Source organism: Shewanella sp. MF05960 (assembly GCF_050849305.1).
In the GTDB taxonomy this organism is placed as follows: Bacteria; Pseudomonadota; Gammaproteobacteria; order Enterobacterales; family Shewanellaceae; genus Shewanella.
In genome coordinates this window covers 65259-82294 of the sequence record NZ_JBOZPS010000003.1, presented here as the reverse complement: position 1 = coordinate 82294, position 17036 = coordinate 65259, and the positions used below count along the sequence as shown (strand labels likewise).

General features: G+C 41.7%; 17 protein-coding genes. 5 read left to right on the top strand and 12 right to left on the bottom strand.

Going from position 1 to position 17036, the window contains the following annotated elements; all coding sequences use genetic code 11:
• Positions 1–119 precede the first annotated feature (119 nt).
• The 4 genes from ACROAE_RS03730 to sodB form a co-directional block, all read right to left on the bottom strand.
• A complete protein-coding gene (locus tag ACROAE_RS03730) occupies positions 120–1664 on the bottom strand; it encodes a SpoVR family protein (protein ID WP_432399574.1) in 1545 nt (514 codons plus the stop codon).
• Positions 1665–1673: 9 nt separating this feature from the next.
• A complete protein-coding gene (locus ACROAE_RS03725; RefSeq protein ID WP_432399573.1) occupies positions 1674–2939 on the bottom strand; it encodes a YeaH/YhbH family protein in 1266 nt (421 codons plus the stop codon).
• 56 nt (positions 2940–2995) lie between these two features.
• Positions 2996–4930 carry a PrkA family serine protein kinase gene (locus ACROAE_RS03720; protein ID WP_432399572.1) on the bottom strand — a complete coding sequence of 645 codons (1935 nt, stop codon included), beginning with the start codon at positions 4928–4930 and terminating at the stop codon, positions 2996–2998.
• Positions 4931–5237: 307 nt separating this feature from the next.
• The gene (gene sodB, locus ACROAE_RS03715) at positions 5238–5822 is read right to left on the bottom strand and encodes a superoxide dismutase [Fe] (RefSeq protein WP_432399571.1); all 585 of its coding nucleotides are present in this window, start codon (positions 5820–5822) and stop codon (positions 5238–5240) included.
• A 235-nt stretch (positions 5823–6057) separates the two neighbouring features.
• Here sodB and grxD point away from each other — a divergent pair, with 235 nt between their 5' ends.
• Complete coding sequence (gene grxD / locus ACROAE_RS03710) at positions 6058–6399, top strand: Grx4 family monothiol glutaredoxin (RefSeq protein ID WP_011637214.1); 342 nt, start codon at positions 6058–6060, stop codon at positions 6397–6399.
• A gap of 100 nt (positions 6400–6499) precedes the next feature.
• Here grxD and ACROAE_RS03705 read toward each other — a convergent pair whose 3' ends face one another.
• Complete coding sequence (locus ACROAE_RS03705) at positions 6500–7735, bottom strand: uracil-xanthine permease family protein (RefSeq protein WP_432399570.1); 1236 nt, start codon at positions 7733–7735, stop codon at positions 6500–6502.
• A gap of 249 nt (positions 7736–7984) precedes the next feature.
• Between ACROAE_RS03705 and ACROAE_RS03700 the strand changes: the two genes are divergently transcribed.
• Positions 7985–9082, top strand: coding sequence for a DUF2066 domain-containing protein (locus tag ACROAE_RS03700; protein ID WP_432399569.1), 1098 nt, complete (start codon positions 7985–7987; stop codon positions 9080–9082).
• An 84-nt stretch (positions 9083–9166) separates the two neighbouring features.
• Complete coding sequence (gene hda / locus ACROAE_RS03695) at positions 9167–9877, top strand: DnaA inactivator Hda (protein ID WP_160052290.1); 711 nt, start codon at positions 9167–9169, stop codon at positions 9875–9877.
• A 96-nt stretch (positions 9878–9973) separates the two neighbouring features.
• Here hda and ACROAE_RS03690 read toward each other — a convergent pair whose 3' ends face one another.
• From ACROAE_RS03690 to ACROAE_RS03680, 3 genes are all read right to left on the bottom strand, one after another.
• On the bottom strand, positions 9974–10351 hold the full coding sequence (locus tag ACROAE_RS03690) for a DUF2069 domain-containing protein (RefSeq protein ID WP_432399568.1): 378 nt from the start codon (positions 10349–10351) through the stop codon (positions 9974–9976).
• Positions 10352–10362: 11 nt separating this feature from the next.
• On the bottom strand, positions 10363–10719 hold the full coding sequence (gene arsC, locus ACROAE_RS03685) for an arsenate reductase (glutaredoxin) (RefSeq protein WP_160052293.1): 357 nt from the start codon (positions 10717–10719) through the stop codon (positions 10363–10365).
• Between the two features lie 85 nt (positions 10720–10804).
• The gene (locus ACROAE_RS03680; protein WP_432399831.1) at positions 10805–12223 is read right to left on the bottom strand and encodes a M48 family metalloprotease; all 1419 of its coding nucleotides are present in this window, start codon (positions 12221–12223) and stop codon (positions 10805–10807) included.
• 178 nt (positions 12224–12401) lie between these two features.
• On the opposite strand from ACROAE_RS03680, the gene ACROAE_RS03675 reads away from it, so the two are divergent.
• Together ACROAE_RS03675 and ACROAE_RS03670 are read left to right on the top strand one after the other, a co-directional pair.
• Complete coding sequence (locus tag ACROAE_RS03675; protein WP_432399567.1) at positions 12402–12623, top strand: sulfurtransferase TusA family protein; 222 nt, start codon at positions 12402–12404, stop codon at positions 12621–12623.
• Between the two features lie 29 nt (positions 12624–12652).
• Entirely contained in the window at positions 12653–13732 is a 1080-nt protein-coding gene (locus ACROAE_RS03670; RefSeq protein WP_432399566.1) for an AI-2E family transporter, read from the top strand.
• Positions 13733–14049: 317 nt separating this feature from the next.
• Here the strand turns inward: ACROAE_RS03670 and ACROAE_RS03665 are convergent, their stop codons facing one another.
• The 4 genes from ACROAE_RS03665 to ACROAE_RS03650 form a co-directional block, all read right to left on the bottom strand.
• On the bottom strand, positions 14050–14259 hold the full coding sequence (locus tag ACROAE_RS03665; RefSeq protein WP_432399565.1) for a DUF2897 family protein: 210 nt from the start codon (positions 14257–14259) through the stop codon (positions 14050–14052).
• A 36-nt stretch (positions 14260–14295) separates the two neighbouring features.
• A complete protein-coding gene (gene kdsB / locus ACROAE_RS03660; protein WP_432399564.1) occupies positions 14296–15033 on the bottom strand; it encodes a 3-deoxy-manno-octulosonate cytidylyltransferase in 738 nt (245 codons plus the stop codon).
• A 396-nt stretch (positions 15034–15429) separates the two neighbouring features.
• Positions 15430–16044, bottom strand: coding sequence for a carbonate dehydratase (gene can / locus ACROAE_RS03655; protein ID WP_432399563.1), 615 nt, complete (start codon positions 16042–16044; stop codon positions 15430–15432).
• Between the two features lie 109 nt (positions 16045–16153).
• Positions 16154–17002 carry an alpha/beta fold hydrolase gene (locus tag ACROAE_RS03650; RefSeq protein WP_432399562.1) on the bottom strand — a complete coding sequence of 283 codons (849 nt, stop codon included), beginning with the start codon at positions 17000–17002 and terminating at the stop codon, positions 16154–16156.
• Positions 17003–17036 lie beyond the last annotated feature (34 nt).

Here is a 17036-nt window from a genome sequence, read left to right as displayed (position 1 = left end):
TTTGATAGCTTAAACATAAAAACCAATCGTTTAGCGATTGGTTTTTTTATGCCCATAAGCTAAGGACTTATGTTAAAGGACTTATGTTATAGCATATGTTATTAGCTTATGTAATGAGCCTAAGCGATAACGTTATAAGAAGATTGGTGTGGCTGTGGTTCTATTTCTGGGCATGTGGATAGTACTTTTATCATGCCAAGTTCATCAACTTGCTCGAGTGTCACAGTAAACCCCCATAACCGATGCAGATGTTTCAATACTTCCTGATGATTGTCTGCCAACGGGATATTATCAAAAGGGATATAACGAAGTGTTATTGAACGGTCGCCATTGACCAGCACTTGTTGTACTTGAATGTTAGGCTCGATGTTAGACAAGTTATACTGCTGCGACAGTGTATTGCGAATATCTTGATAACCTTGTTCATCGTGAATGGCGGATACGGCTAAATGACTGCGTTTTTCATCATCTAAAATCCCAAATAACTTAAAATCTCTTATCACTTTAGGAGATAAGTATTGGCTGATAAAACTCTCATCTTTAAAGTTTTGCATCGCAAAATGTACTGTGGTTAGCCAGTCGCTGCCCGCGATATCGGGAAACCATTGACGGTCTTCATCCGTTGGATTCTCACAAATACGCCTAATATCAATAAACATGGCAAACCCTAATGCATAGGGGTTAATGCCAGTATAGTAAGGGCTATTATAAGACGGCTGCGCGACGACTGCCGTGTGGCTTTGTAAAAACTCTAACATAAAGCGATCGCTGACTTTACCGGTATCATAAAGACGATTCAAAATGGTGTAATGCCAAAATGTTGCCCAGCCTTCATTCATGACCTGAGTCTGTTTTTGAGGGTAAAAATATTGCGCCATTTTACGCACAATACGCACCAGTTCACGTTGCCAAGGTGCTAATAATGGGGCGTTTTTTTCGATAAAATACAGAATATTTTCTTGCGGTTCTTCTGGAAAGATTTTGTCGTTATCTTGGGGTGTTTTTTGCGGTGATATGGGGATGGTTCGCCATAAGTCATTAACCTGAGTTTGCAGGTAATCCTCGCGCTCTTGTTGGCGTGCTTGCTCTTCTTTAAACGACACCTCAGCAGGGCGCTTGTAACGATCAACGCCATAATTCATTAATGCATGGCAAGAGTCGAGCGTGAGTTCAACCTGTTCAATGCCGTATTTTACTTCGCATTCCCGAATGTAATTCTTGGCAAACACTAAGTAATCAATAATTGAGCTGGCATCAGTCCAGGTTTTAAATAAATAGTTATTTTTAAAAAAACTGTTATGGCCATAACACGCATGTGCCATCACTAGGGCTTGCATGGTGATGGTGTTTTCTTCCATTAAATAGGCAATGCAAGGGTCTGAGTTAATCACAATCTCGTAGGCTAAGCCCATTTGCCCGCGCTTGTAACCCTGCTCCGTTTCAATAAAACGTTTGCCAAACGACCAATGTGTATAACCGATTGGCATACCAGTTCCGGCGTAAGCGTCCATCATTTGCTCGGCGGTGATGATTTCGATTTGGTTTGGATATGCATCCAATTTGAAAAAATCTGCAGCTTCAGCAATGGCATGCTGATATTGGTCAAGTAAGTTGAATGTCCATTCGGGTCCATCATCCAACGGCTTGCGAGTTGCATTAACCATGGTCACCCCCTATACAGCCTGTTTTTTAAAGAGTTCGCGAAATACCGGATAAATGTCTTCGACTTCACGAATGTGTTGCACTGCAATATTATCAAATTGTTGTTGCAGATCTTGATACTGATCCCATAAGGTCTGGTGGGCACGCTGAGTGATTTCGATGTAACTAAAGTATCGCACTTTAGGCAGTATATGGTTGGCCAATAAGTCATGGCACTGGGGCGAATCGTCGACCCAATTATCACCGTCAGAGGCCTGCGCTGCGTAAATGTTCCATTCGTTTTCGGGATAACGTGCTTGTTGTATTTCATTCATTAATGTTAATGCACTCGATACTATGGTGCCGCCAGTTTCTTGCGAGTAAAAAAATTCGTGTTCATCGACTTCTTTTGCTTGGGTGTGATGGCGGATATAGACCACCTCAAGATTTTTATAACTGCGGGTTAAAAACAAATACAGCAATATATAAAACCGTTTGGCAATGTCTTTAGTCGCTTGATCCATCGAGCCAGATACATCCATTAAACAGAACATTACCGCCTGACTGGATGGTTTTTCACGTTTTGCGTAGTTATTGAACCTTAAGTCAAAGGTGTCGATAAACGGCACATTGGCGATTTGTTTTTTGAGCAATTCAATTTGCTCTTTTAACGCGAGAATGTTTTCAGCTTTTGAGCCTGGTGTATTTTGTAATTGCTCAAGCTCGGCTGCTAATAATTTGAGGGCGCGCTTTTTACTGCCAGACATCGCAATACGGCGCGCAAGTGACGATTGCAGCGAGCGTACAATATTAATATTGGCTGGCACGCCATCGTTGGTAAAACCCGCCCGATAAATTTGATACTCAACCAACTTATTAAGGCGATTATTTTGCAAGTTGGGTAGCGCTAAGTCTTCAAATAATAATTCTAGATATTCATCTTTTGAGATATTAAAGACAAAATCGTCATTGCCTTCGCCGCTGTTTGAAGCATCGCCTTGGCCCGCACCACCTTGACCGCCACTAGGGCGCTGTATTTGGTCTCCACGATTAAACTGATCATTACCAGGATGAACGCGATTTCGTTTACCGCCTTGACCTTGCCTAAATAGCGGTTCACTGATGTCGCGAGTCGGAATACTGATCTCTTCCCCTTTATCAATATCAGTCACACTGCGACGGGTCACGGCATCACTGACCGCTTTTTTGATTTGTTTTTTATAGCGTTCAATAAAACGCTGACGATTAACCGTGCTTTTTCCTTTAGCATTAAGTCGTCTATCGATAAAGTTTGCCATACGCCCCCCAAGTCAACTATCTGGCTGAGTATGTCTCAGCCAGGGCTGGGTGTTGATTATGATGATTTTCGAACGCGTAAATACCATTCAGACAATAAGCGGACTTGTTTCTTGGTGTAGCCTTTCTCCATCATCCGATTGACGAAATCATCGTGTTTACGTTGATCATCATTTGAGGTTTTGGCATTGAATGAAATAACGGGTAATAAATCTTCTGTATTAGAAAACATTTTCTTTTCAATCACAGTGCGCAGTTTTTCGTAACTGGTCCACAATGGATTATTACCTTCGTTGTTGGCTCTGGCGCGTAAAACGAAGTTAACAATTTCATTACGGAAGTCTTTAGGATTACTGATGCCTGCTGGTTTTTCAATTTTTTCCAGCTCAGCATTTAAGGCGCCACGGTCAAATAACTGACCGGTTTCAGGATCGCGATACTCTTGATCTTGGATCCAAAAGTCTGCGTAGGTGACATAACGGTCAAAAATATTTTGGCCATATTCTGAATAAGACTCAAGATAGGCGGTTTGAATTTCTTTACCAATAAATTCAACGTACTTAGGGATAAGGTAGCCTTTTAAAAACTCAAGGTACTTCTCGCCTGTTTCACTTGGGAATTGTTCTTGTTCAATTTGCTTTTCAAGTACGTAAAAAAGGTGCACAGGATTAGCGGCAATTTCAGCACTATCAAAGTTGAACACACGTGACAAAATTTTAAAGGCAAAACGAGTCGACAATCCTTGCATGCCTTCATCAACACCGGCGTAGTCTCGATACTCCTGGTATGATTTAGCTTTTGGATCGGTGTCTTTTAAACTTTCGCCATTATAGACACGCATTTTTGAATAAATCGATGAATTATCAGGGACTTTTAAGCGTGATAACACACTAAACTGTGCTAAGGTTTCTAACGTTCCAGGTGCACATGATGCTGCAGATAATTCGGAGTTGACTAACAATTTTTGATAGATTGCCATTTCTTCTGACACGCGCAAACAATAAGGCACTTTAACAATATAAACCCGGTCTAAAAAAGCTTCGTTGTTTTTGTTATTTCTAAATGTCGACCATTCTGACTCATTTGAGTGAGCCAAAATAATCCCATTGTAGGGCAGTGCAGATAAGCCCTCTGTACCATTGTAATTGCCTTCTTGAGTGGCGGTTAATAATGGGTGTAGCACTTTAATGGGCGCTTTAAACATCTCGACAAATTCCATCAAGCCTTGGTTGGCACGACACAGCGCACCAGAGTATGCATACGCATCGGCATCATCTTGTGAAAAATGCTCAAGTTGACGAATATCCACCTTACCGACAAGCGCAGAAATATCTTGATTGTTTTCATCGCCAGGCTCTGTTTTCGCAATACCAATTTGATCTAATACTGATGGATAGACTTTTACGACTCTAAATTTAGAGATGTCGCCGCCGTATTGATGCAAGCGTTTAACTGCCCAGGGAGACATAATCGTTTTAAGGTAGCGAATGGGAATATTGTATTCGCTCTGTAGCAGCGCGCTGTCTTCTTCGGGATCAAATAAGCAAAAAGGGTGGTCGTTGACAGGGCTGCGCATACCATCTGCACTGAGAATATAAATAGGGACTTGTTGCATTAAGGCTTTTAGTTTTTCAGCCAGTGATGATTTACCGCCACCGACAGGGCCAAGCAAATACAGGATCTGTTTTGATTCTTCTAAGCCTTGAGCTGAATGTTTTAAATAAGCCACGATTTGTTCTATGGCATCTTCCATGCCATAAAAATCTTTAAAAGCGGGATAACTTGCAATTAAACGGTTAGAGAAAATTCGACTCAGGATGGGATTTTTGGCTGTGTCGACCATTTTGGCTTCACCAATGGCCATTAATAATCGCTCTGCAGCAGACACGTATGCACTTTTGTCTTGCTTACAAATATCAAGAAATTGCGCTAAGGTGTATTCCTCGTCGAGCTTTTTCTCATAACGTTGTTGATAATGCTCAAATATGCCCATGGTAACCCCCTCAAAACATACAGTTGTCTCACTTTTAAAAGCCAAAGTGATGGGAGAGGATCTAGGGGAATATGCTGCTAGACCTATCCAGCTACATTAGGCTTTACGACTAAAGTGTAGGACAGGGAAAACGACTTAGCTAAATTTTAGTTAAAATAAGTTAAAATAAGTTAAATAAAAACAAAGACAAACAGTAGCATTTGCAATAGTTGCAAAAATAGAGCTGAGCATAAAGTATGAGCGTTAATGACATGCAGGCATAAAAAAGGAGCCATATAGGCTCCTTAAGTTTTACTGTTAATTAAGATTAAGCAGCAAAATTTTTGTTAACAAATTCCCAGTTAACAAGTTGCCAGAAGTGAGCTAAATACTCTGGACGTGCGTTACGATAATCAACGTAGTAAGCATGTTCCCATACGTCTACAGTTAATAAAATAGTAACTGATTCATCTGTTAACGGCGTTGCAGCGTTGCTGGTGTTAACGATAGCTAAAGAACCGTCAGTTTTTTTCACTAACCAAGTCCAAGCGCTACCGAAGTTGTTTACTGCAGAATCTGTAAACTTAGCTTTGAATTCTTCAAAAGAACCGAAAGATGCATTGATAGCCGCTGCGATATCGCCAGTGGCTTCGCCGCCAGCGTTAGGCGCTAAACAGTTCCAGTAAAAAGTGTGGTTCCAAACTTGAGCTGCGTTGTTGAACATGCCACCTGTTGAAGTTTTAACAACTTCTTCTAGCGTCTTGCCAGCAAATTCAGTTCCTTCAACTAAACCATTCAGTTTTACCACGTAAGTGTTGTGGTGCTTACCGTAATGGAACTCGATAGTTTCTTGTGAAATGTGCGGTTCAAGTGCGTTCTTTGCATAAGGTAATGCTGGTAGTTCGAAAGCCATTAGTATCTCTCCATGGATTCAGGTTATCGTTTTTGTTTACCAATCAGGTAACATTGCTCTCTTGCTATTGTACTGATTATTTTTGTGATGTGAATCATTGTTTAGGGAATTATCGCGCTTGGGCTAATTGATTTGCTGGATTTTAGATTAACCTTACAAATCGTAGCATTTTGTTATTTGTCTAGGTGTCGTACAATAGCTATTATGTGTTCAGTCGTCGTACTTAGGAAATCAAATGGAAACTGTAGAAAAGATTAAACAGCAAATTAGCGAAAACCCAATTATTGTGTACATGAAAGGTTCGCCTAAATTACCAAGCTGTGGATTTTCATCTCAGGTTGCTCAAGTGATGATCAACTGTGGTGAACAATTTGCATTCGTAGACATTTTACAGCACCCAGATATCCGTGCTGAATTACCAAAATTTGCTAACTGGCCAACATTCCCACAATTATGGGTTGAAGGCGAGTTGATTGGTGGTTGTGATATCATCACAGAAATGTTCCAAAAAGGTGAGCTTCAACCAATTATTAAAGCCACTGCTGATAAATTCCGTACAGAAGATGCAGCAGAGTAATCGTTAACCTTTAATGTGTTTAACGCAATAAAAAAAGCCCCAAAGCGAGAGCCATTGGGGCTTTTTATTATCTGTTATTTAACCGAGTCAGGTATCAATCTTAATGTGTATCATCTGTGTGAGGCTTTTTTACCGTCGGTAAAATTAAATTCATGACTATCGCCACAATACCGCAAAGGCTGATGCCTGTTAGGCTAAATGAGCCGATGCCAAAGGCCATGCCGCCAATACCAAATACCAGAGTCACCCCAACAATACTCAGATTACGTGGCTCAGATAAATCGACCTGATGGCGTATCAAGGTATTTAAACCAACCGCCGCAATAGAGCCAAACAATAAGCACATAATGCCGCCCATTACCGGTACCGGGATCGTTTGCATTAATGCCCCCAATTTACCAACAAAAGCAAGCGTAATCGCGGTGATAGCCGTCCATGTCATAATGCGTGGGTCAAAGCTTTTGGTTAATGTTACTGCGCCAGTGACTTCACTGTATGTGGTGTTTGGTGGTCCACCTAACGCCGATGCTGCAATAGTCGCAATACCGTCACCCATTAATGTGCGGTGCAAGCCTGGCTTTTTAAGAAAATCTTTACCGGTCACATTTGAAATCGCTAAAATATCTCCAATGTGCTCAACTGCAGGTGCAATGGCTACTGGGATCATGAATAAAATAGCGTGCCAATTAAATTCTGGGGCAACAAAGTTGGGCATGGCTAACCACGCCGCTTGCGTTACCGGGGTAAAGTCAACGATGCCAAAGGCTAAACTGGCGCCGTAGCCAACTAAGATACCGGCAAGGATCGGCATTAATCGCACTAATCCTTTGGCGAATACAGCAACCAAAACCGTAGTCATTAATGCGGCAAGTGAAATAAATAATGCGGTGTTTTGTTCAATAATCACTATGCTGCCGTCGCCACTTTTACCCAGCGCCATATTGACTGCAACAGGGGCTAAGCCTAAGCCAATAATCATAATGACAGGGCCGACGACCACAGGCGGTAACAGCCTATGAATAAAGCCGGTGCCGCGTAACTTAACCGATAAGCCCAGTAACATGTACACCACACCAGCCGCCATTAATCCACCCATAGTGGCCGGAATGCCCCAGGTTTGTACGCCATATAAAATCGGCGCAATAAAGGCAAAAGAAGAAGCAAGAAATATGGGGACTTGACGCTTAGTGACGAGTTGAAACAAAAGGGTGCCGAAACCGGCAGTAAACAGGGCGACGCTAGTGTCTAGGCCAGTTAATAATGGCATAAGTACCAGTGCACCAAAGGCGACAAATAACATTTGTGCACCTTGAAGCGGGATTAACACGCGTTTCATATTTTTCTCCATCATTATCTAGAAGCAGGCTAGAAGCTGGCGTGTGATTAAACGGCGCGAATTGTCACATAAAAGCCTGTGTTTTCATAACCTGTATTAGGCCTATGTGGTGATTATAGTTATTTGATATCGCTACAATACTTAGTCAAATTGACCTTAGTGCTACCTTGCCGTAAAAAGAGTTTTCGTTATCCATTTTTTATTATGATATAATTTTGCTACTTATATTTGCTGCGTTTATGTTATCAGATGCTGAAAAAACTAATTAATCTCATTGTGTTACCTTTAATTGCGTTAACCTCAATCGCGCTCGTGCAAGCTGCTGAAGTCAGTAAGCTTGAAGAGGCTGATATTGCGGTGAGTTCACGTGCAAACGATGTTAAAAATAATGCATTGAAAGAAGCGTTAGCGGCTGTGTTTTTAAAAAATTCTGGCAGCCCAAGTGTGGTGTTAAACCCACTCATTAAAGCTCAGATAAATGAGCCTGAAGTCATTTTGACTCAGTACGGCTATTTCGAACAAAATGGCGAACTGATGCTGAAAGCCAGTTTTGATCATCAAAGAGTGATTGCCAAGCTACGTCAGGCCGGTTTGCCTGTATGGGGAAGCCAACGCCCATTAACGCTGATGTGGTTAACGGTTGATGAAAATACTGAGCCCACTATTTTAGCTGATGCCTCTTTATCAGAACTTCGTGATGAGTTAACCCAAGCGTCTGCCAATAAAGGCATTCCGGTGATGTTACCGATTATGGATCTTGATGACGTGATGGGTGTCACCGTCAATGATGTGCGTGGCGGTTTTACGGATGTCGTATTTGTTGCCTCGGCACGTTACCAGTCAGATTACTTTGCGATTGCCAATATTGAAAACCAAGGCAGTCGAGTGATGTTTACGATCAATTTATTCAATAAAACCCGAACCGATGGGGTGTTACAACCTTTAGTCGCGCAGCAAGGCGAGGCAGCAGACAATCAACAAGCGGTAAAACGCATGATGACTATTTTAGCCGATTACCACATTAGTCAGTATGCGATTGCGTCAACAGGCAGTAATGCGGCCACAGAAGTGAGCTTTTCTGGCTTAAATAACATGACTCAGGTGGTCAATATTGAAGCCTATTTACGTCAGTTAAGCGCCATTAAATCAATAAGCTTGCATTCGTTTAAAGGCAGCACTGCAACCTATAACGTTGAGTTATATAGTAGTGTCGATGATTTACAGCGTTTACTGGATATCGACAGCCGCCTGTCAAAGCTTGATACAATGGGCAGTGTGGAGTCATTTTACCAACAAAAAACTGAGGTTTCGCAACCCTCGTTAATGTATCAATGGCTCGGCCAATAAGTCGGCAAAGGTGGCGCTCTGTGATTATAGAGCGCTTACATGTATAATAACGTTTGTTCGTTTATGATTTCGAGACCTATCTGAGTGACACAAAACTCACCAAGACAATTATCTTTACCCGTTTACTTACCTGACGATGAAACCTTTCAAAGTTATTATCCTGCTTCGGGTAACGATGAGCTGATCCAAAAACTTCAAGCTAGTGCTGAAGGGTCACTTGCGTCTTCTTTATACATCTATGGTCCCGAAAAATCAGGTCGCACTCATTTAATGCATGCAGCTTGTGCCCATGCGAATGATTTAGAGCGACGTACGCTATATATTCCATTAGGGATCCACGCCAGTATTTCTCCAGCATTGTTTGAAGGGCTCGAATCATTAGAGCTGATTTGTATCGATGATGTTGAAGCCATTGCCGGACATCCTGTATGGGAAGAAGCCATTTTTCATCTGTATAATCGTATTGCAGAGCAGCAAGATTGTCGTTTGATTGTCAGCGGTAATGCATCGCCATCTGAGGTGGGATTCTCTTTACCTGACCTCGTCTCGCGTATGCAATGGGGATTGATTTATCAGCTACAACCCATGGCAGATGATGAAAAGCTCGCCGCATTACAACGCCGCGCTGCAATGCGCGGTTTACAGTTATCTGATGAAGTAGGGCGTTTTTTGCTAACACGAATGGCTCGTGATTTACGTACCTTATTTGATGTGCTCGATAAACTTGATAAAGCGTCGATGGTTCATCAACGTAAACTGACTATTCCGTTTATTAAAGAAATGCTTAGGTTATAGAGCTAGATTTTAATCACAGATAACGCGCGTAATGCACTTAAATGACAATAAAAAAACGCCAAATGAATTCATTTGGCGTTTTTGTTTATTTATATTCTACTGTTGTTCAGATTTTTTCTTTAATCCTAAGCCTAATTCGCGGCCGCGTTTGCGGGCATAGAAAGGAAAGGTAACCAATAAAATACAAATCAAGACAGATTCAATCAGTGCAAAGGCAAACGCGTCAGTGGTGATATACGCTAGGGTCAAACCATGTAGCAAATACACACATAAAATAAAACTCGCCCAGGCATAGGTGTATGGGTTGCCGGTAATAATGCCTTTTAACGGAAAGAGTAATGGGACAATCCAAATTAAACTAAAACCAAGAGAATAGGTGCCATTTAAGCCTTGTTGAATAAACCAACCGCTAAGCAGCAAGAGTAAAGCAAGGTAACCAATACGGCTGAGTTGGAATAAGGTTTGTGTGGTCATTATTTTGCTCGTTACAGAATAGATAAAACAGTTTCAGGTGGTCGGCCAATCGCAGCCTGGTTATTAGCCAGTACAATTGGACGTTCAATTAATTTTGGCGTTGCAACCATTGCGCTGATAAGCTGTGCTTCAGTCAGTGCCGGGTCTGCTAAGTTTTGCGCTTTATATTCATCTTCTTTGGTGCGCATCATTTGGCGTGCTGTTAAACCTAAAAGGGTAAGTATATTACTGATTTCGGTCTCACTCGGAGGCTGCTTTAGGTACTCGACTACAGTAATATCAACACCTTGGGCTTCAAGTAACGCTAACGTCTCACGGCTTTTTGAGCAGCGAGGATTGTGTAAAATAGTCGTTTTAGTTTTTGTCATGTTTATTTTCCGTCATAAAAAATGGCAAACCTTCAGTTTGCCATTATTCTATCAAAAAAAGACCGCTAAAGTTACACCGTTATGGTTACTTAAACTGATCAAGTTCTCTATCGGCTTGTCTAAACTGGCGGATCCTGGCTTCAATTCGTGCAAGCTGCAAGGTTTGTCCTTCAGAATAACGATAGGCATAGTTTAATTGGTCGATTGCGCCTTGATAATTGGCGGTTAATGCCATAATTTCGGCATTGCTGTAATACTCTAAGGCTTTATTATCAAGCTTACGATAAGCGTCAGCCATAATCTGGTAAGGCAACATATTTTGTTTGTCGAAAAAGATTAACTCTTCAAGCAGTGGAATTGCCTTTAGTGGTTGGTCTGCTTCAACGTAAATATTGGCAAGGTTGGTATTGACCACTTGCGATGTGGGTTTAATTTTACGCTGCGCTTCCAGTAATGCGATGGCAGCGGTGAAGTCTTTTTTCTGAGCGAGTAGATCTGTTTTTGTGTCTAGATAAAACAAATTGTTATTATCTTTTTTCAATAACGCATCGATGATGGCTTCTGCTTGAGCAAACTTTTCTAAACGGAATAATGCTAATGCTTTACCGTATAGGGCTGCATCTTCAAATGTGTAGTTGTTTTTCTTTAATTGTTGTTCAAATAACGATAACGCGCCGTCGTCACTAAAGTTAGAAAATCGCACTTGAATACGGGCTTTGGCTAATTGGTAATTTAAACTGTCAGGCACAAAGCGCTTAGGGTATTGCGCGGCACGGTTACGCGCTTCAGTAATACGAGACTCTGGTAACGGGTGAGTGAGCAACATTTGTGGTGGCGTGGTTGAAAAGCGGTAACGTACGGCAAGTTGGCCAAAAAAAGTAGACGCGGCATTGGGGTCAAAGCCTGCATCAACCAATATTTGCATCCCAATTCGGTCTGCTTCTTTTTCATGAAGACGGGTATAGTTTATTTTCGATTGAGTGGCCATCGCTTGTGTTGTCGCTAATGCCGCCATTCCCACTTGCGGTGCGGCAATCGTTAATAAAATCGCGCCTAACATGCCTGCAATCGTCGCCGTCGAGCTTTTTTGCTGTGCCTCGATTGAACGGGCTAAATGGCGCTGGGTAACGTGGGTAATTTCGTGTGCGAGCACTGATGCTAATTCACTTTCGTTTTCAGCATTTAAAAACAAACCCGTGTGTACGCCAACGTGGCCACCAAAAAACGCAAAAGCGTTGATTTCATCATTACGCAGTAAGAAGAAGTAAAAAGGGGTTTTAACGCCTGTCGCATTGGCAACTAATTTATTCCCTAGTTCAGATAAATATTGTGTCAGTACCGGATCGGCCAGTACAGGTGCAGATGAGCGGATGACTCGCATGTATGCGTCACCGTACACGGTTTCTTTTTCTAAACTGAAGGTGTTAACAGCTGCAGTACCAAGATCGGGAAGATCATTATTGGCAAAGCTGTGGGCAATACTGCCGGCAAATACAATGCTAATGGCAGTGGCTGTTAATGCTTTTGAAAAGGTCGATAATGATAATTTACGCAAGCGAAACCTTTAATGCTAAATGAGTCGTAAGTTCTTGGCTTAACGCACAAGTTGGTTTTGCAACATCGCTTGTGGTTTGTTGTTCAAGCTAGGATAATAGCCCTAGAATGATTAAAGCAAGTTCATAATGATTTTTATTGATTTAACGCCGTATTCTTGTCCGTATCCTTTAGTTAAAGTGAAACTTTTACTCAAGCAAATACAAGTGGGTGAAACCTTACATGTTCTTCTATCTGACCACGGTTCACGTCGAGATGTTCCCTTGTTAATGAAAAAAATGGGTTTTGGTATTGAAATCGTTGCCGATGAGTTGCATTGTTTGTCCGTAATTATTACCAAAACAAATTAAATTAGTGTTTTTAATATAAAGGTTGTTCAATGCTGGCATTTTTAACAGAGTGGTACAAAACCCGTTTTAGCGATCCACAAGCCATTACCTTAATGTTTATTATTATTGGTATTGGTCTTGCGTTGTACTTTGGTGCTGGTTTACTTGCGCCTTTATTGGTTGCGTTGGTGTTAGCATTTTTACTTGAATGGCCTGTGGCGCAAATGTCGCGTTTAGGCATTAGTCGAACGGCGGCAGCCTCTATCGTGTTAGTGGTATTTTTAGGCTTAATGCTAATTTTAATGTTGGGATTAGCACCCAGTATTTGGCGTCAGGGTGTGTCATTGGTAACCGATTTACCGTCAATGATTGATAAAGGCATGATCATTGTTAGAGAATTTAGTGCTGATTACCCGCAATTTATCAGTGCTCCACAGATAGACTCTATGATGGAAGAGATTAATAAGATGCTTGATACTCAGCACTTGTTAGACTTAGGTAAGCAGTTGTTAGGCTATTCTGCGTCATTATTAGTGTTGATGGTATACGCGATTTTAGTGCCATTACTGGTGTTTTTCTTCTTAAAAGACAAAGACCAATTAATGAAGGGCAGTAAGCGTTTTTTTCCCACAAATCGTGATTTAGCACGCAATGTTTGGTTTGAAATGGACCAGCAAATTTTTAACTATATCCGCGGTAAAGTCATTGAAATTGTAATTGTTGGCGTTGCGAGCTATATCTTCTTTGCCATTATGGGGCTGCGCTATTCTGCATTGTTAGGTGTACTTACTGGTTTGTCGGTATTGATACCGTATGTTGGTGCGACCTTAGTGACGCTACCCATCGCACTAGTGGCTTTTTTCCAGTGGGGATTTAGCCCTGAGTTTGGTTATTTGATGCTTGGTTACGGTATTATTCAGGCGTTAGACGGTAACGTATTAGTGCCTTTATTGTTCTCTGATGCGGTTGATTTACACCCTGTGGTGATTATCGCAGCGGTACTTGTGTTTGGCGGGCTGTGGGGCGTATGGGGGGTTTTCTTTGCGATTCCATTGGCATCGTTAGTCAAAGCGGTGATTAATGCCTGGCCTAATGATGTCGCACCTAAAGAGTCCTTTGATTACGAATAATCGATAGGATTTCTGCTGAATATTGCGCTATGAGTTAATTTACCGAGCATTATTTTAGTTAGCTCCAAGCATTTAGCTCCAAGCATTTAGGTTTAAGGTTTAGCGCAGGGCTCCTATGACTTAGAGCCAAATGACTCAGTTTCAAATGATCTAACTACTTTGACTTAGTTCCTAATGATTTAGCGACTTTGATTAAGCTCCTATGAACGAGCACTTAGTGCTCCAATATTAAGAGTCCCGCAATAAAAAAACGCTAGCCACTGCGAAGAGGCTAGCGTTTTTTTGTCTCTAATAAGCATTAGAACAGAGGCTCAAGATTAGCCATTAGGCTTACTGTCATCATCTTTTGTGTCTGACGGTTTGTCTGTGTCAGCGTTATTCTGATCTGGTGTCGCCTTGTTATCTTTTGGATCACCAAATTGTGGCATTTTAAATTTTGCTGAATACTTTAAAACCGCAATATTACTGGCAATAACACCAAGCACTAAGATAATAATCAACCAGACTTCGTAGCCTTCTAAACTCATGGGTTACTCCTTGGTAATGGTGTGTGTCGGTACCATTTAATTTGCCGCTAAAATGCGCTCACATTTTTCAATATCGTCCGGCACGTCAACTTCAGGAGCGTTGTATTTACTGATAACGACTTTAATTTTATGGCCATTTTCTAATGCGCGTAATTGTTCTAGTTTTTCAATGTCTTCTAGTCTGCCTACTGGCAACTTAGCAAATGCATTAATGAAACGTTTGGTATAAGCATAAACGCCAATGTGCTTATAAACAGGGTAGTCTTTAATGTCACGGCCAAAAGGAATGCGAGCTCGTGAAAAGTACAAGGCGTTATAGTCGTTATCAAACACCACTTTAACGTGCATTGGGTCGTCTAATTCTTTCTCTTCGGTAATTTGAAAGCCCAACGTGGCCATTTCAAACTCGCCTGGGTGTTGTTGAAATAAACTCACCATTTGCTCAATAGAGCTTGGATCGATTAACGGTTGGTCACCTTGTAGGTTAATCACTAAATCATCGTCACCTAAGCCTAGGCGCTCAATGGCATCGTTAATGCGATCTGTACCTGATGCGGCATCAGGGTCGGTCATGACTGCCTTGCCGCCAAAGCCTTCTACGGTGTTTTTAATTCTGTCGTCATCGGTGGCAACGTAAATATTGTCGATGCCTTTGGCCAGTGCAGCGCGCTCGTAAACTCGCTGGATCATAGGTTTACCCGCAATGAGAGCCAGTGGTTTACCCGGGAAACGGCTTGAGCCATATCGTGCTGGGATGATGAGAGTCACGTTCATTAAATTAGCCCTACTGTTGTAGAAAATACCTATTGAGGATTTAGACTTATCCTCAATAACAGAATATGTTGTGCGTTAACCGCACTGATTTGCAGTGCCCTGATTAATTGCATTAGTTAAGCGCGTCGTAAGTTAAGCACGTAGGTTAAGCAATATGAGTAAGCAATACCGTTAATTATATACAAGGTAATATTTTAATCTGCCTCTTTCTCTTAGCGGCAGTCAATTGCGCGTTTACATGCTTAAAAAAACAGCCTTGGGACAATAATAATACTTTTAATAATAAATATCTTAACACTTTTTAAGGCATTATTTAGGAAAACGAAGGCCTGCAAATAACCGTCGAATATCTGACGGCCATGCAGGCCTTTTGTTGTCGCGATTTGAGTCACTGTTTTACGGAATATTACGACCATGAATGCGGTCAATTGTGACATCTAAGTCGGTTAATAAGCCATTGTTAATACCGTAAATCCAGCCATGGACTGCCACATCTTGGCCGCTATCCCAGGCTTCTTGAACAATATTGGTTGATACAACATTAGACACTTGTTCCATTACGTTGAGTTCACACAAACGGTCAAAACGCTGTTGTTCAGTCATGGGTTCAAGATCGGCCTGATGAATACGATGAACGTCGCGCAAATGGCCTAGCCAATTATCGATTAAGCCTAATCGCTCGTTCCCCATTGCGGCGCGAACACCACCACAGCCATAGTGGCCAACAACCATAATGTGCTTAACTTTGAGTACATCAACTGCATATTGCAGTACCGATAAACAATTTAAATCAGTATGAATGACCATGTTGGCGATATTACGGTGAACAAATACTTCGCCCGGGAGTAGGTCAATAATTTGGTTTGAAGGTACTCGGCTATCTGAGCAGCCAATCCACAAGTATTCAGGATTTTGTTGCTTAGCTAGCTGTTCAAAAAAAGTAGGATCTTCTTTGTTGATCCGCTCTGCCCAACGGCGATTATTATCAAATAATGGTTTAAGGAGTTTCATTGGTGCTCGGATTATTCAGTATTTTGCCTGTTAGGATTTACAGGCAATATGTCATTAAGTTACGAGTATATCAGCAATGTTTGCGGATCTGGTCTATCCATTAAGTGGATTAATTAAAATTCACTTTATTCAAAAAATCAATAAGATGCTGATTAAATAAATCGGCTTTTTCAATATTTGCTAAATGCCCAGCTTGTTCGATATGCAGCAATTGGCTGCCATCAATACAGTCGTGCATTAAGTAGCTTTCTAATGCGGTACGAAGGTGGCCATTTAGCCCTACGGCAACGAGTGTCGGTAAGGTTAAAGCTTCAACCGACTCTAAGGTATCGCGTTTAAAAATCGCCATATTGGCAAATTTAAGCAACGGGGCAATTTGTTGTGCGTTAATGGCAATTAATTGTTGCTCAAACGTTTTGATGGCTTGGGCTAGGGCGATATTGTGTTGACTGATTTCATTAGCATCTTTACTGAAAAACAACTCAGTTAAGCTTGCGGCTAGCGTTACAGGAACCGCTTGGGCATTGGCCACTTGTGCCATAAAGCCTTGATATTTTATGCAGTTTACTTGTGGCTCAAAGCCAACAAAACTGTTTAGCATCACTAATGCGTGTACGCGTGCTGGCGCCAGTAATGCCATTTCTGCGGCAATGGCTCCGCCGCTGCCATGGCCAACCACCGCAACAACGTTAATTGCAAGAGCATCAAGTAACCGTAAAACGTGTTTGGCAACATCTTGTAAACTATCGCAGCCTCCGGGCAACGTTTGGCTTTGGCCGTGACCCCAAAAATCAATCGCAATACATCGGTATTGTGTCGATAACGCATCAATTTGCGCTTGCCACATGTGGCTGTTGGCTAATAAACCGTGACAAAACACCACCACTGGTCCGTGGCCTTTATCAATATAATGCAGTGGCTGTTCGTCGATAATGATATTGGGTAACAAGGTTGGCATAACAGTTGGCTCATTTAATTAGGCGACACGCAGG